At 42.5% G+C, this 26,762-nt stretch carries 27 protein-coding genes; 10 read left to right on the forward strand and 17 right to left on the reverse strand.

Annotated features, from left to right (window positions below):
* Nucleotides 1-17 precede the first annotated feature (17 nt).
* The 9 genes from AC1DO4_RS20775 to AC1DO4_RS20815 all read right to left on the reverse strand — a co-directional run bounded on the left by AC1DO4_RS20775 (nucleotide 18) and on the right by AC1DO4_RS20815 (nucleotide 9,084).
* On the reverse strand, nucleotides 18-164 hold the full coding sequence (locus tag AC1DO4_RS20775) for a hypothetical protein (protein WP_477419349.1): 147 nt from the start codon (nucleotides 162-164) through the stop codon (nucleotides 18-20).
* Nucleotides 165-520: 356 nt separating this feature from the next.
* The gene (locus tag AC1DO4_RS20780; RefSeq protein ID WP_477419351.1) at nucleotides 521-1,027 is read right to left on the reverse strand and encodes a c-type cytochrome; all 507 of its coding nucleotides are present in this window, start codon (nucleotides 1,025-1,027) and stop codon (nucleotides 521-523) included.
* A gap of 366 nt (nucleotides 1,028-1,393) precedes the next feature.
* Nucleotides 1,394-2,227: an SDR family oxidoreductase gene (locus AC1DO4_RS20785; RefSeq protein WP_477419353.1), complete on the reverse strand. Its 834-nt coding sequence runs from the start codon at nucleotides 2,225-2,227 to the stop codon at nucleotides 1,394-1,396.
* 135 nt (nucleotides 2,228-2,362) lie between these two features.
* Nucleotides 2,363-2,539 (reverse strand): GxxExxY protein, encoded by a 177-nt coding sequence (locus AC1DO4_RS20790; protein WP_477419355.1) that lies wholly within the window; start codon nucleotides 2,537-2,539, stop codon nucleotides 2,363-2,365.
* Entirely contained in the window at nucleotides 2,536-2,925 is a 390-nt protein-coding gene (locus AC1DO4_RS20795; protein ID WP_477419357.1) for a DUF5071 domain-containing protein, read from the reverse strand. Before AC1DO4_RS20795 ends, AC1DO4_RS20790 begins: the two co-directional genes overlap by 4 nt.
* Before the next feature lie 445 nt (nucleotides 2,926-3,370).
* Entirely contained in the window at nucleotides 3,371-4,366 is a 996-nt protein-coding gene (locus tag AC1DO4_RS20800) for a Hint domain-containing protein (protein ID WP_477419359.1), read from the reverse strand.
* Nucleotides 4,367-4,862: 496 nt separating this feature from the next.
* A complete protein-coding gene (locus tag AC1DO4_RS20805) occupies nucleotides 4,863-6,032 on the reverse strand; it encodes a pyridoxal phosphate-dependent aminotransferase (RefSeq protein ID WP_477419361.1) in 1,170 nt (389 codons plus the stop codon).
* 294 nt (nucleotides 6,033-6,326) lie between these two features.
* Entirely contained in the window at nucleotides 6,327-7,910 is a 1,584-nt protein-coding gene (locus tag AC1DO4_RS20810) for a flavin monoamine oxidase family protein (protein WP_477419363.1), read from the reverse strand.
* 475 nt (nucleotides 7,911-8,385) lie between these two features.
* Nucleotides 8,386-9,084 carry a hypothetical protein gene (locus tag AC1DO4_RS20815; RefSeq protein WP_477419365.1) on the reverse strand — a complete coding sequence of 233 codons (699 nt, stop codon included), beginning with the start codon at nucleotides 9,082-9,084 and terminating at the stop codon, nucleotides 8,386-8,388.
* Between the two features lie 44 nt (nucleotides 9,085-9,128).
* Here AC1DO4_RS20815 and AC1DO4_RS20820 point away from each other — a divergent pair, with 44 nt between their 5' ends.
* The 3 genes from AC1DO4_RS20820 (at nucleotide 9,129) to AC1DO4_RS20830 (ending at nucleotide 11,869) form a co-directional block, all read left to right on the forward strand.
* Nucleotides 9,129-10,142 (forward strand): threonine aldolase family protein, encoded by a 1,014-nt coding sequence (locus AC1DO4_RS20820; protein WP_477419367.1) that lies wholly within the window; start codon nucleotides 9,129-9,131, stop codon nucleotides 10,140-10,142.
* 276 nt (nucleotides 10,143-10,418) lie between these two features.
* Nucleotides 10,419-10,898, forward strand: coding sequence for an Lrp/AsnC family transcriptional regulator (locus AC1DO4_RS20825; RefSeq protein WP_477403308.1), 480 nt, complete (start codon nucleotides 10,419-10,421; stop codon nucleotides 10,896-10,898).
* Between the two features lie 8 nt (nucleotides 10,899-10,906).
* A complete protein-coding gene (locus AC1DO4_RS20830) occupies nucleotides 10,907-11,869 on the forward strand; it encodes an EamA family transporter (protein ID WP_477419369.1) in 963 nt (320 codons plus the stop codon).
* A gap of 184 nt (nucleotides 11,870-12,053) precedes the next feature.
* Here AC1DO4_RS20830 and AC1DO4_RS20835 read toward each other — a convergent pair whose 3' ends face one another.
* A complete protein-coding gene (locus AC1DO4_RS20835) occupies nucleotides 12,054-13,061 on the reverse strand; it encodes an ABC transporter ATP-binding protein (protein ID WP_477419371.1) in 1,008 nt (335 codons plus the stop codon).
* A 179-nt stretch (nucleotides 13,062-13,240) separates the two neighbouring features.
* On the opposite strand from AC1DO4_RS20835, the gene AC1DO4_RS20840 reads away from it, so the two are divergent.
* Complete coding sequence (locus AC1DO4_RS20840) at nucleotides 13,241-13,450, forward strand: hypothetical protein (RefSeq protein WP_477419373.1); 210 nt, start codon at nucleotides 13,241-13,243, stop codon at nucleotides 13,448-13,450.
* A 3-nt stretch (nucleotides 13,451-13,453) separates the two neighbouring features.
* On the opposite strand, the gene AC1DO4_RS20845 is transcribed toward AC1DO4_RS20840, so the two are convergent.
* The gene (locus tag AC1DO4_RS20845; protein WP_477419375.1) at nucleotides 13,454-14,377 is read right to left on the reverse strand and encodes a ChbG/HpnK family deacetylase; all 924 of its coding nucleotides are present in this window, start codon (nucleotides 14,375-14,377) and stop codon (nucleotides 13,454-13,456) included.
* A gap of 165 nt (nucleotides 14,378-14,542) precedes the next feature.
* Nucleotides 14,543-15,793 carry a DUF2130 domain-containing protein gene (locus tag AC1DO4_RS20850; RefSeq protein WP_477419377.1) on the reverse strand — a complete coding sequence of 417 codons (1,251 nt, stop codon included), beginning with the start codon at nucleotides 15,791-15,793 and terminating at the stop codon, nucleotides 14,543-14,545.
* A 116-nt stretch (nucleotides 15,794-15,909) separates the two neighbouring features.
* Between AC1DO4_RS20850 and AC1DO4_RS20855 the strand changes: the two genes are divergently transcribed.
* Together AC1DO4_RS20855 and AC1DO4_RS20860 are read left to right on the forward strand one after the other, a co-directional pair.
* Nucleotides 15,910-16,302, forward strand: a complete 393-nt coding sequence (locus tag AC1DO4_RS20855) for a hypothetical protein (protein ID WP_477403296.1) — start codon at nucleotides 15,910-15,912, stop codon at nucleotides 16,300-16,302.
* Nucleotides 16,303-16,496: 194 nt separating this feature from the next.
* Nucleotides 16,497-16,718 (forward strand): hypothetical protein, encoded by a 222-nt coding sequence (locus tag AC1DO4_RS20860; RefSeq protein ID WP_477419379.1) that lies wholly within the window; start codon nucleotides 16,497-16,499, stop codon nucleotides 16,716-16,718.
* 63 nt (nucleotides 16,719-16,781) lie between these two features.
* Here AC1DO4_RS20860 and AC1DO4_RS20865 read toward each other — a convergent pair whose 3' ends face one another.
* The 5 genes from AC1DO4_RS20865 to AC1DO4_RS20885 form a co-directional block, all read right to left on the reverse strand.
* Nucleotides 16,782-17,357 (reverse strand): YceI family protein, encoded by a 576-nt coding sequence (locus AC1DO4_RS20865; protein ID WP_477419381.1) that lies wholly within the window; start codon nucleotides 17,355-17,357, stop codon nucleotides 16,782-16,784.
* A gap of 152 nt (nucleotides 17,358-17,509) precedes the next feature.
* Nucleotides 17,510-17,713: a hypothetical protein gene (locus AC1DO4_RS20870; RefSeq protein ID WP_477419383.1), complete on the reverse strand. Its 204-nt coding sequence runs from the start codon at nucleotides 17,711-17,713 to the stop codon at nucleotides 17,510-17,512.
* 45 nt (nucleotides 17,714-17,758) lie between these two features.
* Nucleotides 17,759-18,862 (reverse strand): Gfo/Idh/MocA family protein, encoded by a 1,104-nt coding sequence (locus AC1DO4_RS20875; protein ID WP_477419385.1) that lies wholly within the window; start codon nucleotides 18,860-18,862, stop codon nucleotides 17,759-17,761.
* A gap of 155 nt (nucleotides 18,863-19,017) precedes the next feature.
* On the reverse strand, nucleotides 19,018-19,674 hold the full coding sequence (locus tag AC1DO4_RS20880) for a hypothetical protein (RefSeq protein ID WP_477419387.1): 657 nt from the start codon (nucleotides 19,672-19,674) through the stop codon (nucleotides 19,018-19,020).
* Nucleotides 19,675-19,844: 170 nt separating this feature from the next.
* The gene (locus AC1DO4_RS20885) at nucleotides 19,845-20,672 is read right to left on the reverse strand and encodes an N-acetylmuramoyl-L-alanine amidase family protein (RefSeq protein ID WP_477419389.1); all 828 of its coding nucleotides are present in this window, start codon (nucleotides 20,670-20,672) and stop codon (nucleotides 19,845-19,847) included.
* Between the two features lie 256 nt (nucleotides 20,673-20,928).
* Here AC1DO4_RS20885 and AC1DO4_RS20890 point away from each other — a divergent pair, with 256 nt between their 5' ends.
* From AC1DO4_RS20890 to AC1DO4_RS20905, 4 genes are all read left to right on the forward strand, one after another.
* Nucleotides 20,929-21,756 carry an alpha/beta fold hydrolase gene (locus AC1DO4_RS20890; RefSeq protein WP_477419391.1) on the forward strand — a complete coding sequence of 276 codons (828 nt, stop codon included), beginning with the start codon at nucleotides 20,929-20,931 and terminating at the stop codon, nucleotides 21,754-21,756.
* Nucleotides 21,757-21,994: 238 nt separating this feature from the next.
* Nucleotides 21,995-23,074, forward strand: a complete 1,080-nt coding sequence (gene rhaT / locus AC1DO4_RS20895; protein ID WP_477419393.1) for an L-rhamnose/proton symporter RhaT — start codon at nucleotides 21,995-21,997, stop codon at nucleotides 23,072-23,074.
* Between the two features lie 56 nt (nucleotides 23,075-23,130).
* Nucleotides 23,131-25,251, forward strand: coding sequence for a bifunctional aldolase/short-chain dehydrogenase (locus tag AC1DO4_RS20900; RefSeq protein ID WP_477419395.1), 2,121 nt, complete (start codon nucleotides 23,131-23,133; stop codon nucleotides 25,249-25,251).
* Nucleotides 25,252-25,486: 235 nt separating this feature from the next.
* Nucleotides 25,487-26,761, forward strand: coding sequence for a sugar isomerase (locus AC1DO4_RS20905; protein WP_477419397.1), 1,275 nt, complete (start codon nucleotides 25,487-25,489; stop codon nucleotides 26,759-26,761).
* The last annotated feature ends 1 nt before the right edge of the window (nucleotide 26,762 follow it).

Below are 26,762 nucleotides of genomic sequence, written 5' to 3' on the forward strand. Positions count from 1 at the left end.
AAACAAATGTAACCGAATTACCGGATAGCAGGCAGGAAAAATTCTACCCGGAAATCAAAATAACAAAATACGATAATGCAAAACTTACTACGCCGGTAATTTACATTTTTACCTGGCAGTTCTATCCAGTCGGTAAGTTTTACTATTACAACGATAGCAAACATATCGCCTAACCGGTAACCAAAATAAAAACGTTTTAACCAGCGAGCCGCGTTTTATACGGGATAAGTTATTATTGCATGATCTGCAACGCACCGCTTTTTGGACACCCAATTGTTTTATTTGGGCATTATTATCGATATCTGATTTAGTTAATTCGGCAGTCATACAATTTAATTTATTAAGGGGAATTAAAATCAATTAAATTTAGCACTAAATCATGAATATAACGTGAAGATTTTAACAACAAATTAAAAAAAAGGTGTTTTTCAGCCTGCCTTAACACCTTTTTTTACCCTTTTCAGACAAAACGCCCCTAATTTTTAGTTAAGGGCGTATTAAATATAGGTTAAATTAAAAATTACTCTTTTTTATCGGGAACCGGAGTACCGGCAGGCGGCGGACCAGGCTGACCGCCGGGACCTTGAGGCGGACCACCGGGGCCACGACCAACAGGAACAGTAACTTCCGGATGGGCGGCACCTCGGTGGCAGCTGTTACAATTAACACCGGCTTTTAGTACCATACCCAATGAATCTTTTTTTGCATGAAAATATTTTCCGTTAATCTTGTTCATCATTTTGAACATATCGCGGGCCATTTGCTTTTCAGGTTTGGCATCGCTTACCCAATCCATCTTTTTAGCAGCTTCATCTCGCACGTGGCAAAAATTACAATGTACGCCTAATGAATGCTCCCATTCGTCCATTACTGCATGGAGCTGATCTTTTGTAATGTTCTTCGGCAGCACTTTCAGGTTTTTAAACCCTTCATCATCTGCGGCCTTTGGTGTCATCGATGTCATGGCACCTAATACCACAACGGATATTAAGGCCAGTGTAACTAATAATTTTTTATTTACCAGCATAATTGTCATATTTAAGTCATCTAATGTATCGATTAACTTTTAATGTTACAACTTTTAGGCTCCACTTTGGAAAGTAACTTTTTGGATACAGATTTCAAATGTGCAGATTTCAGATTTCAAATGTGCAGATGAGGCTTTATGAATGTGCAGATTATGCTTCAAATGTGCAGATTTCAGATTTCAAATGTGCAGATGAGGCTTTATGAATGTGCAGATTATGCTTCAGATGTGCGGATTTCAGATTTCAGATGTGCAGATTGTTTAAAAGCAGATGCGCAGATTGTTTTACCGCACATTGGAGTTTCATCTGCACATCTGAAATCTGCACACCTGCACATTTGAAATCTGCACATCTAAAAAGCACATCTAAATCCTTACCAGTTTTTCACTTATAGCCCAAAGCTTATCGCGGGCAGCGGTATCAGTTGCAATGGCTGATGTTTTGGCGATCTTTTTGTTTTTAAAATACCCACCGTTGTATTTATCAAGGCGGGGGGCAGTGGCAAGGAATACGGAAGTTTCGGCACCTTGTTCAGGCTTGATCATAAACGGACGGATCAAAATCCCCATCAGTTTCTCGGGCCCTTTAAAGCCAACCCAAAAATTGGTGTTTACCACACCCGGATGCAGCGAAAACGCAAGGATGCCGGTATTGCCATATTTTGAAGCAAGTGATTGGGTAAAATAAATATTGAATAGCTTATTCATACCATAAGCTTTCCAGGCGCCATAGGATTGTTCCCATTGGAGATCATCAAAACGCGGGTTACCCCTTTTATGCGCATTTGAACTCACATTGATAATACGCGCCTGCCCTTTTTGCAGTAATGGCATTAACCTGGTGGTGAGCAGAAAATGTCCCAAATGATTGGTGGCAAAGGTCATTTCAAACCTATCCTTACTCAACTCCCGCCGGGCAAAAATTCCACCGGCGTTGTTGATGAGTATATTAATAGCAAACAGTTTTCCTGATAATTCGGCAACGGCATCGCGTACACTTTGCAAATCGGCCAGGTCGCATTTAATAACACTGATCTCTTTATTACCTGTTTGCGCTATTAATTCCTCTTTAAGCCGATCACCTTTTAGCGTATTGCGCACCAGCAGATAAAGCGCATGCCCCTGTCTTGCCAATGAAAGCGCTGTCTCTTTCCCAATGCCCGATGTGGCGCCGGTTATTACGGTTGTTTTTAATGCCATAAGTGCAGCGCCCTCCGCCCCCCTGAAGGAGGGTACTTTTTTATTTGCCTGTAAGATAGTAGTTATATGTTACACTTTAAACAAAAGGATAATAGCATAAGATAATTTCACGCAAAGAAGCAAAGACGCAAAGCCTTAAAGATTGTTAACTATTCGTGTTAGCCCGTCTTTAATAAAAGACTCATTAAAGCTTATTAAAATTCCAGGTTTACAGCCAGATAATTTTAAATAAGTTAACACTTGTTTGGAATGAACAGTAGCTATAGATGCAATTGATTTTAATTCTACAACAACTTTATCTTCAATAATCAACTACATAAATCGCTGTTTTCAAGTACTCTTTTTGCAGTTTCGTCAGTTCCATCTTCAATCTCAATCAGCGACGGATGTTCTGCAAGCTTCCTTAATGCATCGATTAAAATTGGGTCAAGTTTAGTTTTGGAACGAGCAATTAGAATATTAATTAGATAACTCTTCCACATGCTGTCGTCTGAATTTAAGACAAAAAGTAATTCGTCCGTTATCTCATTTATGTAAGGTAATAGATATTGTGCGATTTCCCGGGCAACGTCCCAATGGGTATCCTGCATCCACTCTAATAATATTGGAACATCTTTCCTGACAGTTTCTAACGGTAAACGTTTAAGACGTTCAACTGCTGCAACGTCTGTAGTGCTTTTCGGAATGTAGTCTCTCATTATCTAGTGTATAGTCTTTATTTTTCTTTTCCGTAACTTATTCTAAACCTCTAACAGATGCTTGGACCTTTTTCGTGTTTATATGAGAATTTCCCGTCCCCGCAGGGTCTCTCCAATTCTATTAAGTTAATGAATTTCTCCCCCAGCGGGGGAATAGCTTTGTAGCAAAAAAGCAAAATGAAGCTCCGTGCCAGAGGTACGGAACCTTAGGTAGCGTACCTCTGGCACGCAAAAGATTGGTTATTTATTTGTGCTACAAAGCTTTCGCTCCCCTGGAGCAGCCTATCAGCCTCTTAACTTAATAGCATTGGAGAGACCCTGAGGGGACAATAGCTGTATTAACGATTATTTTGGATAGTTCATTTTCCTCCATACGCTTTGCGTCTCTGCGTCTTTGCGTGAAAAACCTCTTAACTTAATAGTATTCAGGGGAAGTTTGGAGGGCCTACTTCTGCATCACCATTACACCATTCATCAACAGTGTACTGCCGCCATCTGCTACAATGTTGTATACTTTTTGGATACCGCCGCCTTGTTCTGTTTTTTGCAGTACAGTAAAGGCCTCGTATTTGCCGGTTTGCTCGTTAAGGCAAAGCACCTCCTGCCCTTGTGTTATCTCGCCCATTTTAAGGTTGCCCTGTTTGGTGAGCATCGGGTGGTTTGGCGTAGCCTGCAATACTTTTGAATTAAGGTTTATCAATTGACCCGCATTTGTATTTTTCACATCTGCCGATACCAATACCAAACGGGTTAGTGCATAGTTTTTAGCACTATGAACCGTTAGTGCTTTCACTTTAACTGCCGAACTTTTATTGGTAGCCGGATCAACAGTGATCACCTCATCGCCGCTTTTTATCGTTTTCAGCATCTTTTTATCGCCATTAGCCATGGTTACCATTTCATCGCCGGGGAAACAAATATCGTTACCATAGGTGGCCGATTCTTCCTTCATATCCTTACCACCATTCAACAGCTTATATTGCTGAAAGCTCATTTCCTTTGATAAAATGTATGATAGCTTAAGGATGAAGTTAGTTTCGGCCTTATTAATGTTATCAATATCCGTAAAATACTTTTCCCACACCTTACCACCGGCGGTAAAATCGGGCACAAGGGCCTTGTATAATTTACCCTTTTCGTTGGTATAAAACACCATCAGCCCAATTTCCTGCATACCCTCTTTGGCAATCAGTTTGTACAGGTCGATGCGTTTTTTTAAACCATCAGATCCGGTAACGAAATAAGGTTTGCGGTTCTCATACCTATCGAGCACATAAGCGTTCTCGAATTTAACATAGGTATCCTTATCCAGATCGGCTATAGCAAAGGTTTGTGCCTTATTATACTCGTCCATAGTAAGCGGACGAGGATTTGCCGCAGTTTGCGCCTGCCCTAAATAAATAGAACCTGCTAAAAGTAGTGTTAATGTTAGTTTACGCATAAAGCCCCCTTTAAATACCCCCCCGCTGGTTGGCAGGGAGATTTTATTTGTTAGTTGTTATTAATTAAATATTCTTTTCGTCTCCTCAGGGTAACGCAAATTGTCCCGTCATTGCGAGGCACGAAGCAATCCCCTACCTACAGAGTAGCTGTGCAAATCCGCTCTGTGTAGTTTGGGATTGCTTCGTACCTACCGATGACTGTTTGGTTTTACACAAACATTCGCTTGAACGCTAGCAACGACTCACCCCGGCTACGTTATGCTGGCCGACCCTCTCTCCGGCTGTGCCGCAAAGAGGGTGAAGCTCAATTTTTGTTTTATTGCCCCTCTATGCGACGCAGTCGGAGAGAGGGGCAGACGTCCGTTAGCTAACGGATCGTCGGGGTGAGTCGACTATCCGCCATGCGATATACGTCATTTCACCCTCAGATTTTGCGGATTTTACAACTCGCAATGACGGCCTGTTTTTTTAAGCCCTCCCGTTTGGACTCGCCCCCTAACTCAGCTGCTTAAACGCCTCGGCAAAGGCTTCCATTTCGTCCATGCGGCCAATGCTTACGCGACACCATTGCTTGTTATCAAATTGCCAGCTGCGTACCCCTACGCTGCGCTTCATCATTTCGCTTACAAATTTTTTGCTATCCATTTTTAACGGGAACATCACAAAATTGGCCGATGAAGGAATGTAATCGTAACCTTCCTTTTTAAGTACTGAGTATAAATATTCTTTTGAAGCCAGTGTTTTTTGTAATGCCTCTTTCAAAAAATCCTCTTCGCGGTAAGCAGCTATGGCAGCGGCAATTGTGGTAGCCGAAAGTGAGAACCCGGTACTGTAAATAGACAATGCTTTAATGGTTTCGGGCTGTGCAATTATATAACCGCAGCGTAAGCCTGCAAAACCATATAATTTGGAGAATGTGCGGGCCACAATGATATTGTTTCCGGCTTTAACCGAGCTTATCATACTGCTGCCTTGCGGATCGGGCAGGTAATCGATATAAGCCTCGTCAACAAATACGGTTACCTTTTTAGATACGCGCTCACAAAAGGCCTTTAATTTGGCGGTATCTAATATTGTTGCAGTGGGATTATTAGGATTACAGATATAAACAAGGCCGGTGTTAGCATCAATTTTTGCCTCCATAGCATCCAGATCAAGCTTATAGTCGGCAGTAAGCGGAACTTTCACCCATTTACCATCAAATTGCTGAGCACGCGTTGGCAAATCTTCATAGGAAGGATCGCCGGTAATAATACTTTTTCCTCCTTTACTGAACAACAGGGCGGCGGCAAGCAACAGCGGAGAAGAACCGGATTCTATTAAAATATTACCTTCTGAAATCCCCTCATAAGTGGCTATTTTATTGTAAAGAGTACCCATTGAAAACATAGGATACTGGTAGCTAAGACTAAGGGCATCCTGGATAGCTTTTTTTGCTGCAGGCGAAGGGCCAAACGGGTTTTCATTGGCTAATAACCTTGCCTTTAGCTCGAAGCCTGCATTGACAATTGCTTCCTGGTCGTTTAAATTCCTTGCGGCTGGTTTAAAGGCCCTGGCAACAGGCATAGCTGCCAGTTTATTGATAGTTCCCGAAAAGAAGGCCAGTCCCCCGGCCATAATTGCGCTGGATTTTATCCAGTTTCTGCGGTTGAGTAAATTTGCCATGGTGGTTTGGTTTTAGTATCAAGTAGTTAGTATCAAGTAGTCAGTATCAAGTATCAAGACAGCTCCATGCTTTTTGTATCAAGTAATTAGTATCAAGTATCAAGACAGCTTCATCCTTTTTTGTATCAAGTAGTTAGTATCAAGTATCAAGACAGCTCCATCTCTTTTTGTATCAGGTAATTAGTATCAAGTATCAAGACAGCTTCAAAAAACCTATCCTTTATCCTTTTGTCCTTATCTTTTTGTCCTTTGTCCTAAAATCCTTTGTCCTTTATCCTTGCTCCCTTATTCTCTTCATTTCTGCACGGGGTAGCTCGCGCGTCCATCGGTTACCCTTGCGTGCAGGGCGGCCACAGTGCTCCTGGCCGATTCAAATGCTCCGGCCATCCAGGCATTTAAATAGGTTAAATGTTCACCTGCAAAATATATTTGCTTATCGGGTTTTAACAGTGCCGGGTATTGCGTTTTACGGGTATCGGTATTGTAAACAGCCCATCCGCCTAAATTATATTTTGTTTTATGCCAGCTTACCGAAAACGCCCCTTCAAATTCCTTATCATACTGTGGGTGGATAAGTCTGCCTTTTTCTAATGCAAATCTCTCCCGGTTTGCATAATCTAAGTTACCTATTTTTTGAGCCTTTTCGTTAAAATTGTAATAACCTATTAAGATACCCTTTTTTCCTAAATAATCATAGGATGGATAAAAAATTTGAGTTAAATCGTTGTTGGTGTGGGTAATACCGCCGTAAATATGCTCATCTTCCTCCCAAAATCTCCGCTTAAACTGCAAGCCTATCTTGCCGGTTTGTATGTAACCGATATAATCAATAGCGCGACTAACATCACCCGAAAAATTATTGCTGATATTGCTTAATACCGGCAGCGGCAATGTACAAATACACATATCTCCGGTAAGTTGATGCTCGCCAAGCGCATCCTTGTAAGTTATTTTAACACCATCGGCAATGTTATTTATCGCTGTAACCTCGGCTCCCCTTTTTACAGATGGGGCAACTTTTTTTTCTAATGCTTTTGCAATCTGGTCCATCCCGCCCACGGCCTGGAACATGGTCATCTGCAGCTCGTAAGTGTACTCGGCAACGTTATAAAAATCAGGATCCATCAAGCCCGAGTGCAGGATATCTGCCAGTTTGTGCACATCGGCAATTTTCCCGGGCTTATCACCCGCACCCGGCGATTCGGTATACCCGCGCCTTGCAGATGCTTTATACAGCTTATCCACATCAAGGCCGCCTTCGGCCTGCAGGTATTCGATGATCTTTTGGCCGTCCTCTTTGGTAAGGTTAGCATCAAGGCTGCCATGATCAATGCTTTTGGCCAGCATCTCGGTCATGTAACCACGGATATCGTTATGAACTTCGCGTACGCGGACTTTTTTGTTTGATAGCGGGCCTTTGCCTTCGGCAAAGTAGTAAGCGCCTTCGTTTACGTTGTTATAAACCTGGATAGGTACACCCAACTCCTTACAATAATGCAAAGTAAGCTCATGGTTATGAGGGATGCGCGACGGACCAGCATTAAAGTACAAGCCATCATCAAACTTTGCGGTAGCGGCAGGCTTATCAATCTCCTGGTTGGTACTGCCATTACGGATGCTCCAGCAGCGGCCGCCGGTACGCTGGCGGGCCTCAAGAATAGTGCATTGGTAGCCCAGTTTATTAAGTTCATAGGCACAGGTCATCCCGGCCAGGCCTGCACCTAATATAATGATATGTTTTCCTTTCCCGTCTCCCTCTAAATTAAAGGCATGAGCCGGGGCAGGGCGTAACAAGCCTAAAGCCATCATGGCTGGGTAAGCACCACCGGCCAGCATAGCGCCTTTACCAAGAAAATCCCTGCGTGTAATAGTTTTCAATAAGACTAATTTTACGTTTTACAATAATGCCAGCCTTAAAGATAGTTTTTTAAATGATTTAATAAAAGATAAGCCATATTTTTTTAAATATGATAATATCTACAGGATTTGTATGCATTATTGAAAATGGGGGAATATTATGGAGAAGAAATGAAGCTTTCGGGCCGGATGCAAAACAACACATCCATATTTATATATATTTCTTTGTATTTCTTTTTATTTCTCTCAAAATGATAGCTACAAATAGTATAATTTTTGATTAAAGAGGCTTAAAGCGGAGAATATATTACCAATTTACAGAAGAAGATAAAGTGTTGATTGTCAGCGACAATAGTGTTCCATCCCTTATTTTTTAGAAACCACAACACGCTGACTATCAACACAAATGCATTCCACAGCGTTCCATGTGTACCAGGCGTTCCGATGGAACATCTGCACACTCACAAAATGAACTAAAAGATCAAAAGCTCGCTCTTCAGGGAGCCGCCGGGGCATGCGATGCTGCTACTTTATTAAAATATTCAACGAGCTTATCCATGCTCTTAAGGCTGAATTTATGCTCTTTGATGCTATCAACCACCGGCTCTTCATCGCCCATGATCTCTACCATAATATCTTCAAAGTTTTCATCGGTAATCCGCTTCATATCAGCCGTGCTTTCGCCAAAGTAGTAAACAGCTTTGGAGCTTTTCCCACGACCGCCGCCTCCACCACCACCAATGGAAACACCTACGCCACCGCCAAGTCCGCCACCGTAGCCGCCGCTGCCGTAACCCGCCGATATTCCCGGCGAAAAACGCACGCCGCCACCGCCGCCCGAACCAGCTTTTGCCATGTAAAGTTTCAATGGCTCATCAAGCACTACCTGCACAAAATCGGTTTCCTCCAGGCTCCAGGTTTCGTTGCGGGGAGCATGGGCAACCACAAAACTATCCTTACCGGCCACAAACGACCGTATATCACTTGCACTCAGTTTATAGGGGTTTGTTTTGGGGTCATCCTTAAATTCAATAAAGCCCTCATCTTTTATGGGGCTTTTACCGCCAGGGTATAGCCTTATAAAGCCGGTTGTGCGGTTGCCCTTTACATCGGTAAAATTACCGGGCTGCCATTTTTGCGATTTTGCTGATACAAAGCACAGCATAAAAAATAAAATGATTAAAATTGAGCGCATAACAAGTATAATAATACAAAGAACGCAATTTTTACATATTTAATATGATGACTGTTGATTTACGCAGCGATACCGTAACAAAGCCTACCCCCGGCATGCTGGAAGCCATGTGGAGTGCAAAAGTTGGCGATGATGTGTTTGGCGAAGACGAAACTATAAATGAACTGGAGCAAAAGGCAGCCACCATGTTTGGGATGGAAGCGGGTATATTTTGCCCATCGGGCACCATGACCAACCAGATTGCCATTAAATGCTTTACCCAGCCCCTGGATGAGTTAATTGCCGACCAAACCGCACATGTTTACCGCTATGAAGGCGGCGGCATAGCTTTTAACTCCGGCGTATCAACCCGCTTATTGAATGGTTACCGGGGCATCATCACCCCCGAAATGATAGAGCCGGAGATAAACGCCGAAAACATTCACTACCCGCATACCAGCCTGGTTGTTTTAGAAAACACCGTAAACAAAGGCGGCGGCAGTTGCTATACACTTAACGATATTAAACCCATTGCCGAACTATGCCAGGCCAAAAGCCTAAAGCTTCATTTGGACGGCGCACGCATATTTAATGCCCTCGTTCATACCGGTGATAAGGCTGCCGACTATGGTAAATATTTTAATGGCATCTCGGTTTGCTTATCCAAAGGGTTGGGCGCTCCCGTTGGCTCGGTTTTATTGGCCGATAAGGATACTATTAAATATGCCCGGCGCATCCGTAAAGTATTGGGTGGCGGCATGAGGCAGGCGGGCTTTCTGGCCGCGGCTGGCATCTACGCCCTAGACCATCATGTAGAACGCCTGAAAATAGATCATACCCATGCCCGCATCCTGGGCGATGAACTAAGCAAGCTATCATGGGTAAGTAATGTATTGCCTGTAGAAACCAACATTGTATTATTTGATACTATTGACCCTGCAACCGCCATATTGGCCAAACTTGTAGCTAAAGGCATTAAAGCAATTGATACCGCCAAACACCGCATCCGCTTTGTAACCCACCTGGATGTACATGCAGAGCAGGTGGAGTATTTGGTTGATGTGTTGAAGGGGATGTAACTGTGCATAGTGAAGTGATGAGCGGTGAGTAGTGAGTAGTCAATGGAAATTAGTGAGGTGTGGCAAATATTCTACTCACTATCTGCCAGACCGGATCTTCTTTCTCCCCGAAGCTTGCAAACAACATCCATTTTAAGCCGATGATATAAGCATCCTTACTCACAATCCTACCTACCCAAATATCTGTTTAAACACCAATACAGTACTTTTGTCGAATTAAATTCATTTTATTAAAATTATTTTGAATTTAATTCACATAATAACTAATATTACTGTATGATTAGCGAAACAGAAATAGTTTTAGACAAAACCGATCTGCATATTTTACGATTGATGCAGGAAAATGCCCGCATATCAAATGCCGACCTTGCCCGCGAGCTTGGGATGGCCCCATCGGGTATATTGGAAAGGGTAAAAAAACTGGAACAGAAAAACGTTATCCAGCAATATACCACGCGCATTAACCCGGTGGCACTACAGCAAAAAATGTTGGCCTTTATTTTCATGCGTGCTGCGGATGGCCCGGGCTGTAACGATACTTCGCGGGAGCTTGCCAAAATACCCGAGGTACAGGAAGTACACCATATTGCCGGCGATGATTGCTACCTGGTAAAGATCCGCACATATGATTCTGCCTCGCTGATGCAGCTGATGCGCACTTACTTTAGTAAAATCCCCAATATTTTGAGCACCCGCACCACCATAGTGCTCGAAACTGTTAAAGAACAACAACAATTAGTTATACCCGAAAAATAAATACTGCCATGACTACAACTACACAAAAAACTGCTTCTCCCCTGTTGGTTATCATAGCTTTTGCTACTGTTTACCTGGTTTGGGGTTCTACCTATTTTTTTATAAAAATGGCTGTTGATGGTTTCCCGCCGTTTCTGCTGGGAGCTCTGCGCTTTTTTACAGCCGGTATTTTAATGCTGATATGGTGCGCCATTAAAGGCGAACAGGTTTTTGTAAAGCGCAACATCATTCATGCCGCGGTAAGTGGCTTTTTATTACTTGTAGTAGGTAATGGCGCTGTAATATGGGCCGAGCAAACACTGCCAAGCGCCATGGTAGCCATTATGGTATCATCCCCCCCAATATGGTTTGTGTTATTGGATAAGCCAAACTGGGGTACCAACTTTAAAAGTAAAAGCACCATTTTTGGGCTTATAATAGGCTTTATAGGCGTAATATTATTATTCAGCGAACAGATAGGAAGCATGGTTGGCCCATCAACCGGTTCGTCAAAACTACCGGGAATGCTGTTATTATTGGCGGGCACACTGGGCTGGGCATCGGGGTCATTATACTCCAAGCACAATAACACAAAGGGATCCGTATCTGTTAACACCGCGTGGCAAATGCTGGCTGCAGGTATTGTATTTATCCCATCAAGCTTTTTTCATAACGAGATACAAACCCTCAACTGGCACACTATCCCGGCTCATAGCTGGTATGCGTTGCTTTACCTGGTAGTTTTTGGTTCGATAGCTGCTTTTAGCGCTTATGTATGGCTGTTGCAGGTTCGCCCAGCCACGCAGGTAAGTACCTACGCTTATGTTAACCCGGTTATAGCCGTTATATTAGGGGTGCTTTTTGCTCACGAAAGCGTTACCTTATTACAGGTTGGCGGCCTGGTGATTATATTAGGCAGTGTGCTGCTGATAAATTTGAGCAAGTACCGAAAAGAGAAGGTATTGAAGGAAGAGGAATTAGCAATTAGCTAATTATATCAATCAACAGCTATTGCCTTCGCATCCGTTATATGAAGGGTAAAACCTGGGGATTCTGAAGAAGAGAATGACAAACCGGCGAAAGACTTACGAAGTAATTAAAACTTCGTAAGTCTGGGGTTCTCCAACTTGTCTCGTAGGTAGCTTGTCTGAAAACACCCTGATTCTTATACTCTTCTCAATTCTCCCACTTGCCAAACTCAAAGTATTTGCTGATTTTGATACTTATTTTATTGCCCGATTTATATTTGCCCCTTTTGTAATTCATGACGCGCAATATAACCCCGGAATTTTCGATGATCAGCTCTTCGTAAAAGCCTTTAAACAGCACTTTTTGTACTAACCACTTTTTACCCAGCGGCGTAATTTTTACATGCTCGGCATATATTACTATGACACTGCGCTTGCTTTTTATGCCGCAAACTTTGGCCTGGGTTGAGTTAAGCTTGCTGCCACTTGCCAGGATCTGCGATGTGTACAATAATTTTGGCGAATGATATAACTCATCCGGGGGACCATTTTCAACTATTTCCCCTTCTTTTATTACAATAAGCTCGTCGGCCATGGATAATATCTCGGCCGGATCATGAGATACCAGCACTACCGTAGTTTTCCACTCCCGAACAATTTGCCTTATATCATGCTGTAAAGCCTCACGGTACGAGGCATCAACCTGGTTAAAGGGTTCATCAAGCAATAAAACTTCAGGCCGGCTTATTAATGCTTTGGCTATGGTTACCCTTTGTTTTTCGCCACCGCTTAGTTTACCAAACGGGTAGTCTTTAAGCGGATAAATATTCAGCATATTGAGCGCTTCGGTAACCCTTTTTATTTCGTGGCTCAGGTCTTCTTCGGGCAGACCATCACGTACGGTATCCCAAACAGATAACCGGGGGTCCATATCTATACCGTTTTGGGTTACCATACGCATTACTTTATGAGCATGCTGAATGCCGTGGTCGCGGCTCAACACCTGTTCTTCCTTAAAAAAAACTTCGCCATGGTCGGGTTGCAAAATGCCAAATAACAAATTAAGCAGGGTGGTTTTGCCGCTGCCGCTTTCGCCAACAATGGCAGTAATTTTGCCCTTGGGCACAAATATGGTTATATTGTTAACGCCTGATGACTTATCGCCAAAGAAGTTTTTGGTAACGGATATGGTTTCCAGTATCAGATTGTCTTGCATCCCTGTGAAGTATTTTAGTACATTAAGCAGGCTAATTATCAAGCCACCCAGTAAGGCCTAAACTATAAAAAGTTTAGTCGCCAAAAAAGCCCCACAGTATATTTAATGAAAAGGCAAACAAATTTCATCCTATAGTTATTGTTATTGCAATAGTAAACGTTAACAAAAATCATCATCCTATGAATAAAGGTATTGGCATATTACTCATTGTTATAGGTGTAATAATGCTTATCTGGACTGGTTTTACCTACACCAAAAAAGAAAAAATCATTGATGCCGGCCCAATCCAGGTATCTGCCGACAGGCAAAAAACCGTAAACTGGCCACCCTATTTAGGCGGAGTATTGATTATAGGCGGTGTAGCCATAGTTATTTTTTCTAAAAAATAAGCTTTACTTATTGTTTGATGCTTTAAGTACGCTGATATTCTTTGTTGCCAATAATTGCTGATAATTAATCATACGGAATTTTTTTCCTTCCATACTCCTGAACTCGGGCGACAGCAACATATTCAATTCCGTTTGGCGGTGCAGGCTGGTTAGCGGTTTGCCATTTTTGGCGTTCATCATATTGCTGTTCATATCTACCAATGCATCCATTTCGGGGCTTGGCGTAGCGGTATGAATCACAACCAGGTTTGGCCTGTCGGCGTCAAGTTTATTGCTCACATAATCCAGGAAAACTTTCTTTTTGGTAGCAATAGGTTCGCCCCACATTTCCATATAGGTTTCACCAAAGTAGGTAACACTGCTTAATGTTGATATGGCTAACTTATATTTGTGGGCCAGTTTTTCTGTAAGTGAACGTAACTCCGGGGTCGACAATGCAATGCCCATATGCGGATCGATATAACTTATTTTCAATCCCGATGCCAAAGCCCTTTCAATTTGTGCCGATAATTCGGTTTCAACCTCATCCAGCTTATAACCGCTTTTTGCAAACGCCGATGTGGAATGTGGAAAATAGCCAACCTCATCAACCAAACTTGGCACGGCTGTGCGGCCTGTAACCGGTCCCCAGCGGTAATTTTTCCACTCCGATGTAAGTGTTAAATGAACCCCTATACTTACATTGGGATATTTTTTCAGAATCTCCACCGCTTCCTGGTACCATGGGCAGGCAAACTGAAGTGATACCGAAAATGGCAACCCTGTTTTGGCCATTTTTTCGGCAGCCATGTTTACAGAGTGGTTCATCCCAATATCATCAAGCCTTATCATTAGTTGCGGCAATTTATCGGTTTTTTGTGCCGATACCGGGTTTACTTGTGTAAATATTATCAGCAGAAATAAGCAAAAGACATGTATTTTTTTCATAAAGGGCAACAGATTTATTGTTTCGACAAAATACAGTTAAAGCTTAAATTATCCAATAATTTAGTAAGACGTATAAAATAAGTTACATTAATGGATCTGTGATGTTTGGTGTAGATAACGCACAGATCTGCATCCGATTAGCAGTATAACGATAATTCAGAAAAATTACTCCAGCAGCAGGGCATCTTCATCATCGGTTAAATTTAGCTGAATGCTATCGCTGCCCGCGATGCCTTCAATACTGCCTTTAATATGGGCCGCGTTCAATAAAACCTTATCCAGCTGTTTCTCGCGCGATTTCCACATTTTCTCCATGGCGTCACGCTCCTTCTGGATAGACACGCGCATACTCATATACCCTTCGCGGATGGCTTTCCATTGTTCAGAGAACTCGCTGCTGGTTAAATAATCATACAGCAGGTGCATTTTATCCCCCTTATTATCCTGTGATTTTACCAGGTTCGAGAGCTTGATAATCCCATCGCGCAGGATGTAGGATACCGCTTTCACCTCATCGAAGCTACAGATCCAAACGCCATCCTTCTCTCCAAAGCAATCCATCCCTTTTGGATAGCATTGGGTAACTATTACCGCAACATCAACCCCGATGCCGCGCATATCTTTTTTAAGCTTATCTATCCAATCGGCACCAAATGTTGCCGTGCGCTTGCTTTCGTAAATAATACGGCCGCACTCCTGTCCAAACTGGTTACGTACCGTTTGTACACAATCGGCGCCGCGTACCCCCTTGCCCACTTCGCTTATCACATCAAACGGAAAATAATTACGCAGCAGTTCCTCCAAAATCAATTCCTGTGCCTCGCCCTGCAACTGCATCGATCCCTGCTCGGCTTTCCGCTTCATTTCTTCGGCCAGTTTTTTCTGGTCGTCCAATTGTTTTTCGAGTTCTTTTACTTTTAGCTGGTATTCGGTATCTTTTATACTGTGCCGTTCGGCTTCCTGTTTGCGAATCTGTTCGCTCAGCTCATTACGCTGCTCTTGCAATTTACGCTGCAGGGAAAGTTCCATTTCTTCTTCTTTTAGCTGCAGTTGTTTTTCGCGCTGTAAAAATTCAAGTTCCTTGTGGCGGGATAGTTTCAGTTTCTCCTCACTCTCCTGCGCCGAATTTTTTAGCATCAGCACCTGGTTTTCGAAATCCTGGCTGATAGACCGGCGCAGATTTTCTTCAAGCGAAAGCTCCAGCTGTTTTTTTTCGGTGTTAAGGCGTTGCTCAAATTCGGCCTTTTGCTGCCGTTCTTTGTTTAAAAATTCTTCGTCTTTTTTTCGGTATTCTTCTTCTTTTTGGCGGGTATAATCCTGCATTTTAAGCCGGAGCTCTTTTTTATACTCCTCGGCCATCACCTCCTCTATCGGGAAACCAAAACCACAACTTGGACATTTAACTTCTGTAGCCATACTTATTATAATACGAAAAACATTTTCGCACATCAAATATAGGGATTTATATACCGTCAAAAATTACGCAAAATGCAATAGTTGCAGTTACCAATTAATATTACTACATTACATCAATGCAAATTTTACAAATTGGCAAAGCCATGTGGAGCTATGATTATGAAATTGCATCGCTCACATTAATTGACGAGGCCGGGTCTCTTTTTTCCATGCCTCCACCACCCCACCACCGTGAGGGTGAAATTATATTGACCAATAACAGCCTTGTTATTGATGGCTATAACTACCTTAATATCCCCCTTAACCGGCTGGAGCAAATATACCTGGGATTTGACGATATATATAAAAGGTCGTTAGTTAGAAACAATGGGATGTTTTGGCAGCCCTTAAGGTTGCGCTATAAAGAAGGCGACAACATCAATATTATTTACCTTATTATAGACCATCGTTTCTTCGGCACCAAAAACCAGCTGTGGTTTGATACTTTAAAGCAGTTATTGTCCGACTAAAGGTTACTTTCAACCCCTTTCATTTTAAATAGTTTACTGCGTAAGCAGTTTAACACACCACATTCGGGGTGTTTTTTATTATGCCGCAATCTGCTATATTTGAAACCGCGAGCCATTACTATACCAATTTAACCTAACGGTCATTCTTTAGATCGGTCATTTGCGGTGAGGCTTACCTAAACGTTAACTATTTTATGAAAAAGTTCGGACTTTTAAGGCTATTTACTTATTTACCACTCATTGCAATCATCATTCCCAATATCACCGAATCATTAATAAACCCCGATTACAAAATACCGCTTATACATGTTATTGCTGCTGCCGCATTGGTTGCAGTAATAGGCATTTGCAGTGTAATTATTTATTATTTACAAAAGCGGCAGTTAAAAGCGCAATACCAGCGCAATAAAAATTAGCCTAAAAACAAACAGCGCACCCATTTGCATGAGCGCGCCGCAGCGTTAATATGTGTTTTTTAATTATTTAGCTTTAGCAAATTCGCCGTTAGCTTTAATAGTTACTTCGTCGCTTAACATAGCCGAACCAAATTTGCTGCCGAAATTAAAATCAGCACGCTTGATAGTACCGGTTAACTGGAAACCTGCATCATCGGCTTTGCTCATTGGGTTGGTGATGGTACCACGGTACCAAAGGTCAAAAGTAACGGGTTTGGTAACACCTGCTAAAGTAAGGTTACCGGTAACAGCATAATGTTTTTCAGATGTTTTTGAAATACCTGTGCTTGTAAAAGTAAGTGTTGGCTTATTTGCAACATCAAAAAATTCGGCGGATTTTAAGTGATTGTCGCGGTAATCGTTATCTGTGCTTATAGAAGCAGTTTGCACTGTAAATGAAACTTTAGCATCGCTAAAATCTGGTTTTGCAGTTATGATGGTAGCATCGTAAGTTTTAAAAGTACCATCAACGTCATTTACCAATAAGTGGGTAACAGTAAATTTAACGTTTGAGTGCGCTTTGTCAACCGTCCAGGTAGTTTGTGCCGATGCGGCAGTGTACAAAAATGCTGATGCTAACAGGATAAAGATCTTTTTCATTTCGTTTTGAATTTTTTTTAGATTTAATTTTTTCTATAACCCAAAAGTATACAAAGAATTTGATTTTTCATCCAATAAATGTTTAAACATCTTTTTATTAAAATTGGATGACAAATCACGACTGATTTAGTGGGGTATGTTATGGAGGTATACTAATATTTCCTCTTTATTAAGCTAATCTGGATTTTAGATGCGGGTTCAATTTGGGATAATTTAGCAACTTTGCCTTTTACAAGGTCATATTCAATTATACCAGCACTTTTTAAAAACGCCAGAGCAGTCTCCTTTGACACGTTCGCTTTAGAAGTGACAGCCTTTATAGCGGCAATTTGTTCTTGAATACTTTTAGTTGTCACGAAGAAAAGTTTAAAGACAAATATATCAATATTCTTTTTCCAGAACTACCCTATCTTCTCCCACTTCCCAGAGTCGAGGCTGCGGTAAATGGCGTCAACTACCCTCATATCTTTCAGACCTTCCTCACCGGGTACGCGGCTTTGTATATTGCGGGCTACACAGGTTGCAAAATCATCCATTTGCGCGGCCTGCTGCACTATCTGAGGAAAATTCATTGGTCCATTGCTGGTAAACCCATCAATGCCTCCATAGCCATAAGCAGGTTCAAGCTGAAATTTACCCCGCTCAGCCTGTACTTTCAAATAGCCCCAATCATGATTATAACTCGATTTACCGATAACCTTTTGACCGCCTGGAAATTTCAGTTCCCAAAAAACAGTTTCGTCAACTTCCTTAAAAAAATCCGGCCGGGTTTTCTCCTGTGTGGCTTTTACTGCCAAAGGCTCCTGCCCTAAAGTATAGCGTGATCCCTGGATAGCATAAATACCCATATCCATCAGTCCACCGCCACCGGCCATCGCTTTCTTTAAGCGCCAGGCGTTAGGATCACCATTATAGGTAAAGCCGTTACCGGTATCGATACTGGTTACCTTACCAAAAATTTGCTTTTGCCCCAACCTCATCAGCTCGATAGTATGTGGCTCAAAATGCAGGCGGTAACCTATAGATAATAAACGTTTGGCCTTTTTACAGGCGGCTATCATTTCTTCACATTCTTTGGCATTAAGGGCCATCGGCTTTTCACAAATCACATGTTTGCCTGCCTGTGCCGCCCGTATGGCATATTCTTTATGCATAGATACAGGCAATACTACATACACAATATCAATAGCCGGGTTTTGGGCTATTGCATCAAAATTCTGATAGTTATAAATGTTTTTTTCGGGGACGTTGTATTTTTGACTCCAGGCTGTTGCTTTTGATGGTGTGCCTGTAACAATACCTGCCAGGTAACAGTTCTGCGTTTTTTGCAGGGCTGGCGCCAGCTGTCCTCCGCTATAGCTTCCTAAACCAACCAAAGCAATTCCCAGCTTTTTGCCTGGTTTGGCAATAGCTAATTGCGACAACATTGGACCAAGCGCCAAAGCGCCAAAACCTACGGATGCATTACGGATAAAACTCCTGCGTGATGATTTAATTGAGGCCATTTTTGATTAAGTTGAATTAGGTTAATTGAGCCAGATGGGGGTATTGCTCCCTAAAACAAGTTAATCCGGGGTTTTGTTTGGTGAATTTGGAAAGGCAAATAATTTATAATGGATAGGTAAGATGCTTACCTATCCATTATAAAACTACCTTTAACTTATTTACCAAACGTATAGAAAACAGAAATTGAAAGGTCGTTTGAAATTAATCTGAGATCTACACTGTCACCGGTAGTACTTTGCTGATTGTTTGGGTCTTTAGATTTGTAATGGTTATAGTTAAGGTTAGCCAATGTGGCCGATACCCCAACTTTTTTTGATGGGTAGTATACCAAACCAAGGTTCACACCTGCTATATAAGTATCTGTTTTAATATTAGTATTACTGCTGTATCTAGGATCCTCAAAAGTATACTTATAGTTACTCCTGTTATAGCCGATATAAGGGCCGGTACGTATTCCTATTTTATCGCCATACATAAAGTACTTTCTCAAAAACAGGTTAGCGATATACTCTGTTGAATGCTGCTTTGTAGCCATATTGCCGTCATTGCTTTGATTGCCAGTAGCATAATACAAGCGCGTGCCAATATCCAGCTTATCAGCAATAAAATAACTGTAACCGGGGCCGATAAGAAAACTTGTGCGCTCGTTACTTGAAACTACAGTACTGCCCTGGGCAGTATAAGAGTTATTTGAACTCGCGTGACTGAAACCTAAATCGAGCCCAAGAGTTTGTGAGCCTTTTTCGGTTTGAGCTTTTGAAATTTGAAAAGCCAATAAAAATGCAGCGATTAAAAACAGGATTTTTTTCATGTGGATAATAGTTTATTTGAGCAGTAGAAACGGTATTTATTAACCGATATTTTGCTAAAATAACTATTATTAAATAAATATTTATTTTAATAAATCAGAATAATATAAGTTAAAAAGTGGCGTTTTTAACAATCCTGTTTGATAGAGATTAAACACCGGTCTATCAGAATCTATCTCCCCTCCAGGTTATCCCTATATTCTTTCAATGATCGTAGTATCGATCTGGCAATTGCATTTTGTCCATCGCTGGAGTTCAGGTAATTTTCGTCAGCAGGGTTGTTTATAAAACCTGTCTCAACCAAAACTGCCGGCATTCCGCTTTGGGCCAGCACCAGCACACCCTGCTCTTTTACGCCATAGCTATGGCGACCATCGGTCTTTTTAAATTCGCGGTTTATCAGGTCGCCAAACTGGATACTTTGTTTACGATATTTTTGCTGAAAAGCGTTCAATACGATAGTATTCACTACGGCATCATCACCATAACCATTATATTTATTTTTATAATCCTTTTCTATGTAGATGGCGGCGTTTTCGCGCAGGGCCTCGCGCTGTTCCTGGCTGCGGTGAAAACCATAAACCAGTAATAAAGTACCATGCTCGGTGGCCCTTTTTTGCGGGGATGAGTTGCAGTGGATAGATATAAATAAGTTTCCGTTATTACTATTGGCTATGTCGGTACGTTTATGTAGTTCAATAAAAACGTCAGTACTGCGCGTCATAACCGTTTTTACCTCGGGCATTGCATCATTTACCAGGTCGCGCAGTTTTTTGGCAATGCTTAGCGCCACATTCTTTTCTTTTGAATAAGCGCCATGGGCACCGGGATCTTTACCACCATGCCCCGCATCAATAATTACCGTTTTAAATTTAAAGCGGCGGGAAGCCGGATTAGCGCTATCATCCTGTTGCCCAAAACAATTACTGCTGATAAATAAGCTGATAAAAACACCAAGGAAAGCAGGTATAAGAGTATTTTTTAGGCGGTTGGCAGGCATGCAGAATATAAATATATAAGTGTAGGTACGGTAAACATTTTATCTATAAAAGTTATTAGTTAAGATATTGTTTGGCGTACATGGTTTAAACGTACGATTAATTTAATTTCGCAAAGGTAGTATTAGTTAGCAAGTTAGCTTTGCATTGTTTCATAAATTGTTAAAATAATAGTAAATGATAAAAGCAAAACTATTTTCTTTGAGCCTTTAATTTTATATTTATAGCTTAAACATAACCCGCTAACTATAAGTTATTATGCAATTAAAGAAGCTGTTATTTACCCTTGTCACATCTGTTGCCTTTATTCAAATTGCTTACAGCCAAGAAAAAACACTGCCATACGGCGACAATGCCGCAGCAGGTAAATATTATGATGTACGGGGCATAAAACTATATGCCGAAACTTATGGCAGTGGCAAACCCCTGCTGCTGATCCATGGAAACGGTGATAAAATAAGCGCGTTTAAAAACAATATACCCTATTTTGCTAAAAAATATAAAGTGATAGCTGTTGACAGCCGTGCGCACGGCAAATCTGTCGATCCGCGCGACTCGTTAAGTTTTGAGATGATGGCCGATGATTTTGCCGGACTATTGGATGTAATGCACATCGATTCGGCCTACGTAATAGGCTGGAGTGATGGCGGCATCAACGCGCTTGAACTGGCCATGCGTTACCCTAAAAAAGTAATAAAGCTGGCCTCAACAGGTGCAAACCTCTGGCCCGACTCTACGGGGATAGTTCCGAAATATTGGAAAGGGGAACAGGTGCACTACAACAAAAACAAGAATACAGTTTGGAAAACTGCCAAAGAAAAAAACGACTGGAAGATCTTCCTGCTTGATTGGTTTCAGCCCAACATCAAACTTTCTGAACTAAAGAAAATCCAATGCCCATCGCTCATTATAGCCGGCGATCATGATGTGATCCCCACAGAACATACGGTTATTATATCGCAAAACATCCCCAAGGCATACCTGTGGATAGTACCCAACTCCGGCCATCCAACGCTCCAGGAACATAAGGATGAATTTAATAAACTGGTTGACGACTTTTTTGAACAGCCGTTTAATAAAAGGTAAAGGACTGAACTAAATAATTTGTTAAGGCTATAACCTGATATTAATAATTATTATTTAAGGTTATAGCCTTATTTCCGTTGTTAGGCGAAACCTAAACAGCCTTAATCTTTTCAAAAGTGAAGGGATACAACCTCGGTATACCTTCTCACGCCCCCCTCGCAGCAACTCATGACAGTCCATGACAGTTCCTGTATTACTATTCCCTAAATTAGCTTCACCAATTTAAACTAATTATTATATGCAAATTATTTTTGGAGTTTTTTTCCATTTTATCGGCGGTTTTGCCTCGGGGAGTTTTTACATTCCCTACAAAAAAATTAAGGGATGGGCCTGGGAAAGCTACTGGATAGTAGGCGGTATTTTCTCCTGGTTCATTGTACCCCCGCTGGCTGCATGGTTAACTATTCCGGGCTTTGCCGATATCATTAGCCATACCAGCACATCCGTTATCGGGTGGACATATTTGATGGGTTTACTTTGGGGCATCGGGGGGCTTACCTATGGTTTGGGGGTTCGCTATTTGGGGGTTTCGTTGGGCAGCACTATTATACTGGGTCTTTGTTCGGTATTTGGCGCGTTGATACCCTCGGTTTATTATGATTTTTTTCCTAAAACGGGCAAAGATACCTTTAGTATGCTGCTGCATAACCAATGGGGGCAAATGGTATTGTTAGGGATTTTGCTTTGCGTGGCGGGCATTGTTATCTGCGGCAAGGCCGGCATGATGAAAGAAAAAGAACTATCCGCCGATAAAACCATCGCCCAGGAAAATAAAGATTACCGGTTTGGCCTGGGTATCCTGGTTGCCATTGTATCGGGTATATTAAGCGCCTGTTTCAATTTCGGCATAGAGGCAGGTAAATCAATGGCCGATACGGCTAACCAGGTTTGGCAGGTTGCGCATCCAAACCAGGGTAACTTCCTGTTTCAAAACAATGTAACTTATATCATTATACTTTGGGGCGGGTTAACCACCAATTTCATCTGGTGTATGGTGCTAAATGCAAGCAACAAAACGTTTGGTAACTATACCGATAAAAAAACACCGCTGCTTAAAAACTACCTGTTTGCAGCATTGGCCGGCACTACATGGTTCCTACAGTTCTTTTTCTACGGCATGGGCGAAAGTAAAATGGGCAACGGCGCCAGTTCCTGGATCCTGCACATGGCTTTCATTATACTAATAGCCAATATGTGGGGCCTGGTGCTCAAAGAATGGAAAGGCGTAAGCAAAAAGGCCTTCGCAACCGTAATAACCGGCATAGCAGTAATCATATTATCGGTACTAGTAGTTGGTTACGGCAATTCCATTAAATAACTTATAAATTAAATAAATCATTAATTCTCTAACTCAATAATTCATTAATTAAACATATGTCTGTCAAAACAACACAATTTAAGCACGTAAGCTACCTGTGGGATGATGCCAAAGCTGCCGACCTTATAGGTGATGAAGTAGCATTATTAATATACCGATCCAACTTATTAGGTGCCGATCTTAGGCTTACAAACTACGGCGGTGGTAATACCTCCTGTAAAGTGACCTCCAAAGATCCGTTAACCGGCAGTGATGTTGAGGTAATGTGGATTAAAGGTTCGGGTGGCGATATAGGCACACTAAAGAAAAGCGGGTTGGCAGCCCTGTATGTAGAGCGCCTGCGGAGCCTCAAAAACGTTTACCGCGGTGTGGAGCATGAAGACGAAATGGTGGAATTGTTTAACCACTGTATTTATGACCTAGCCTCCAAAGCGCCGTCTATAGATACCCCCCTACATGGCTTTTTACCCTTTAAACACATCGACCACCTGCACCCCGATGCGGCTATAGCTATTGCGGCAGCTAAAGATGGCAAAAAAATAACCCAGGAATTGTTTAACGGCACCATCGGCTGGGTTGAGTGGAAAAAACCAGGCTTTGAGCTGGGCTTACAGCTAAAGCAATGTTTAGACGAAAATCCGGGCATCCGTGGTATCATGTTGGGCTCGCATGGTTTATTTACCTGGGGTGATACCGCTTACGAAAGCTATATGAACACGCTTGAAGTTATTGAGCGCTGTGCCGAATACCTGGAAGAAAACTATGGCAAAAAAGGCCCTGTTTTTGGCGGGCAAAAAATTGAAAGCCTTGATGAAGCTGGTCGCAAAAAGCAGGCTGCCGCCATTGCCCCTATTCTGCGTGGTTTCTGCTCCAGCCAAAAGCACATGATCGGTCATTTTACTGATGATGCCCGCGTGTTGGAATTTATTAACTCCAACGATCTTGATCGCCTGGCACCATTGGGTACCAGCTGCCCCGATCACTTTTTACGCACCAAGATCAGTCCGTTGGTATTGGATCTTGAACCGGGCGAGGATTTAAGTGATGTAAAAGCATTACAGGAACGCCTTACGCCGGCTTTTGAGGCTTACCGCCAGATGTATACCGATTATTACAATACCTGCAGGCATGATAACAGCCCGGCCATAAGAGATACCAATCCAGTGATCATCCTGTATCCGGGAGTTGGCTTGTTCTCGTTCTCCAAAGACAAACAAACCGCCCGTGTAGCCGCCGAGTTTTATACCAATGCCATCAACGTAATGAAGGGCGCCGAAGCAATATCAGAATACACCTCATTACCACGCCAGGAAGCATTTGATATTGAGTACTGGTTGCTTGAAGAGGCAAAATTACAGCGTATGCCAAAACCAAAGGCCCTATCTGGCAAAATAGCCCTCATTACAGGCAGCGCGGGTGGTATAGGCAAAGCCATAGCCAAAAAATTTGTTGACGAAGGTGCAGTTGTAATACTAAACGACATGAACACCGAACGTTTAGACAGCGCAGGCGAAGAATTTAAAAAGCTATACGGCAAAGATTCATACACCACCGCGATGCTTGATGTAACTAACAGCGAACAAATCAATGCCGCTTTAGAAACCGCCGCTTTGGCGTTTGGCGGGGTTGATATCGTTATCAACAATGCAGGCTTATCTATATCAAAATCAATTGCCGACCATACTGATAAAGATTGGGACCTGCTGTATGATGTATTGGTGAAAGGCCAGTTTTTTATAACCCAGGCAGCTGTTGCTGTGATGAAAAAGCAGGCCATCGGCGGCGATATCATCAATATAGTAAGCAAGAATGCCCTGGTTAGCGGACCAAACAATGCGGGTTATGGCTCGGCAAAAGCCGCGCAATTACATTTGAGTCGCTTAAATGCAGCTGAATTAGGCGCCGACAAAATCCGCGTGAACGTGGTAAATCCCGACGCGGTAATAAGTGACAGCAACATATGGGCCGGCGGATGGGCCGAAGGCCGTGCAAAAGCTTATGGCATTACCGTAGCCGAACTGCCTGCTTACTATGCCAAACGTACTTTACTGAACGAGATCATATTACCTGCGGATATTGCCGACGCCTGCTTTGCCTTCACCGGCGGGCTGCTCAACAAATCAACCGGCAACGTGTTGAATGTTGATGGCGGGGTAGCAATGGCTTTTGTGAGGTAAGAGCCCCCTCTAAATCTCCCCCTGAAGGGGGAGACTTAAAAAAGAGCATCTAAGACAGATAAAGTTTTAAAAGGCGCAGCCCTCAACGATACCGCTAAAAAAGCAGGTTCATTGAGTTAAACTTCGCATGTCTGAAATAGCAAATAAACCTCCTCTGAAAACGGGAGAATTGAACTGTCCTTTTTAAGCCCTCCCCTTCAGGGGAGGGTTTGGGTGGGGCTTAACCAATATAACAATGCAATTAGAGAAGARCATAATCGAAGAATATAACCATCAGCACAAAGCAGCGCACCAGCGTAAGTTTGATTTTGTTGCGGCTGATGTAAACGGATTGGATACCATCCTAAAAAAGTTAATTGATTTTAACATAGCCATACCAAGCTGGGCTTTGGGTACAGGGGGCACCCGTTTTGGTCGTTTTTCTGGTGGTGGCGAGCCGCGTAGTTTGGAAGAAAAAATTGAAGATGTGGGCCTGATCCACGCTTTAAACAGGAGCAGTAACTCCATTTCCCTGCACATTCCATGGGATATCCCAAAAAATGCTGCCGATATTAAGGCGCATGCCGCCCACTTAGGTTTGCATTTTGACGCGGTTAACTCCAACACCTTCCAGGACCAGACATCGCAGGAACTGAGCTACAAATATGGCTCATTGCACCATGTAGATAAGGCTGTACGCAAACAGGCTATCGCCCACAATATCGAGGTTATAAAATACGGTGTTGAGCTGGATTCAAAAGCATTGTCTGTTTGGTTATCCGATGGATCAAACTTCCCAGGGCAGTTAAATATGCGCGGTGCTTTTGAGCGCACGCTGGAAAGCCTGCAGGAAATTTATGATGCCTTACCTGCCGATTGGAAAGTTTGGGTGGAATATAAACCTTATGAGCCCAATTTTTATTCGACTACGATAGGCGACTGGGGGCAATCATACCTCCTTTCTTCAAAATTGGGTAATAAGGCACAAACACTGGTTGATCTTGGTCACCATTTACAGGGTGCCAATATCGAGCAAATTGTATCTCTATTGCTGATGGAAGGCAAGCTGGCGGGTTTCCACTTTAATGACTCCAAATATGGCGACGATGATTTGACCGTTGGCAGTATCAACCCATATCAATTATTCCTGATATTTAACGAACTTGTAGAGGGCATGGATGCCCGCGGCATGAACCACGCCACGGCTATCGGCTGGATGATAGATGCATCGCACAACATAAAAGACCCTATTGAGGATTTAATCCAGTCGGTAGAAGCCATTAAAATAGCCTACGCGCAGGCATTATTGATTGATGCGACGGCTTTAAAGCAGGCCCAGCAGGATAATGATGTGGTACAGGCCCAGGAAATTTTACAGCATGCCTACCGTACAGATGTTCGATCATTACTGGCAGAGGCACGTTTACGTGCAGGCGGCGCATTAGATCCGCTGGCATTGTACAGGCAGCAGGCGGTACGTAACCAATTGATAAAAGAACGCGGAGCTAAAGCAGTATCAACCGGATTATAAT

The organism is Mucilaginibacter sp. P5_A6 (assembly GCF_056400585.1).

Bases quoted from the DNA above. Each gene is read 5' to 3' on its own strand.
- AC1DO4_RS20775 (WP_477419349.1), bottom strand. From the start codon at position 164: ATGTTTGCTATCGTTGTAATAGTAAAACTTACCGACTGGATAGAACTG.
- AC1DO4_RS20780 (WP_477419351.1), bottom strand. From the start codon at position 1,027: ATGCTGGTAAATAAAAAATTATTAGTTACACTGGCCTTAATATCCGTT.
- AC1DO4_RS20785 (WP_477419353.1), bottom strand. From the start codon at position 2,227: ATGGCATTAAAAACAACCGTAATAACCGGCGCCACATCGGGCATTGGG.
- AC1DO4_RS20795 (WP_477419357.1), bottom strand. From the start codon at position 2,925: ATGAGAGACTACATTCCGAAAAGCACTACAGACGTTGCAGCAGTTGAA.
- AC1DO4_RS20800 (WP_477419359.1), bottom strand. From the start codon at position 4,366: ATGCGTAAACTAACATTAACACTACTTTTAGCAGGTTCTATTTATTTA.
- AC1DO4_RS20805 (WP_477419361.1), bottom strand. From the start codon at position 6,032: ATGGCAAATTTACTCAACCGCAGAAACTGGATAAAATCCAGCGCAATT.
- AC1DO4_RS20815 (WP_477419365.1), bottom strand. From the start codon at position 9,084: ATGCGCTCAATTTTAATCATTTTATTTTTTATGCTGTGCTTTGTATCA.
- AC1DO4_RS20820 (WP_477419367.1), top strand. From the start codon at position 9,129: ATGATGACTGTTGATTTACGCAGCGATACCGTAACAAAGCCTACCCCC.
- AC1DO4_RS20825 (WP_477403308.1), top strand. From the start codon at position 10,419: ATGATTAGCGAAACAGAAATAGTTTTAGACAAAACCGATCTGCATATT.
- AC1DO4_RS20830 (WP_477419369.1), top strand. From the start codon at position 10,907: ATGACTACAACTACACAAAAAACTGCTTCTCCCCTGTTGGTTATCATA.
- AC1DO4_RS20835 (WP_477419371.1), bottom strand. From the start codon at position 13,061: ATGCAAGACAATCTGATACTGGAAACCATATCCGTTACCAAAAACTTC.
- AC1DO4_RS20840 (WP_477419373.1), top strand. From the start codon at position 13,241: ATGAATAAAGGTATTGGCATATTACTCATTGTTATAGGTGTAATAATG.
- AC1DO4_RS20845 (WP_477419375.1), bottom strand. From the start codon at position 14,377: ATGAAAAAAATACATGTCTTTTGCTTATTTCTGCTGATAATATTTACA.
- AC1DO4_RS20850 (WP_477419377.1), bottom strand. From the start codon at position 15,793: ATGGCTACAGAAGTTAAATGTCCAAGTTGTGGTTTTGGTTTCCCGATA.
- AC1DO4_RS20855 (WP_477403296.1), top strand. From the start codon at position 15,910: ATGCAAATTTTACAAATTGGCAAAGCCATGTGGAGCTATGATTATGAA.
- AC1DO4_RS20860 (WP_477419379.1), top strand. From the start codon at position 16,497: ATGAAAAAGTTCGGACTTTTAAGGCTATTTACTTATTTACCACTCATT.
- AC1DO4_RS20865 (WP_477419381.1), bottom strand. From the start codon at position 17,357: ATGAAAAAGATCTTTATCCTGTTAGCATCAGCATTTTTGTACACTGCC.
- AC1DO4_RS20875 (WP_477419385.1), bottom strand. From the start codon at position 18,862: ATGGCCTCAATTAAATCATCACGCAGGAGTTTTATCCGTAATGCATCC.
- AC1DO4_RS20880 (WP_477419387.1), bottom strand. From the start codon at position 19,674: ATGAAAAAAATCCTGTTTTTAATCGCTGCATTTTTATTGGCTTTTCAA.
- AC1DO4_RS20885 (WP_477419389.1), bottom strand. From the start codon at position 20,672: ATGCCTGCCAACCGCCTAAAAAATACTCTTATACCTGCTTTCCTTGGT.
- AC1DO4_RS20890 (WP_477419391.1), top strand. From the start codon at position 20,929: ATGCAATTAAAGAAGCTGTTATTTACCCTTGTCACATCTGTTGCCTTT.
- rhaT (WP_477419393.1), top strand. From the start codon at position 21,995: ATGCAAATTATTTTTGGAGTTTTTTTCCATTTTATCGGCGGTTTTGCC.
- AC1DO4_RS20900 (WP_477419395.1), top strand. From the start codon at position 23,131: ATGTCTGTCAAAACAACACAATTTAAGCACGTAAGCTACCTGTGGGAT.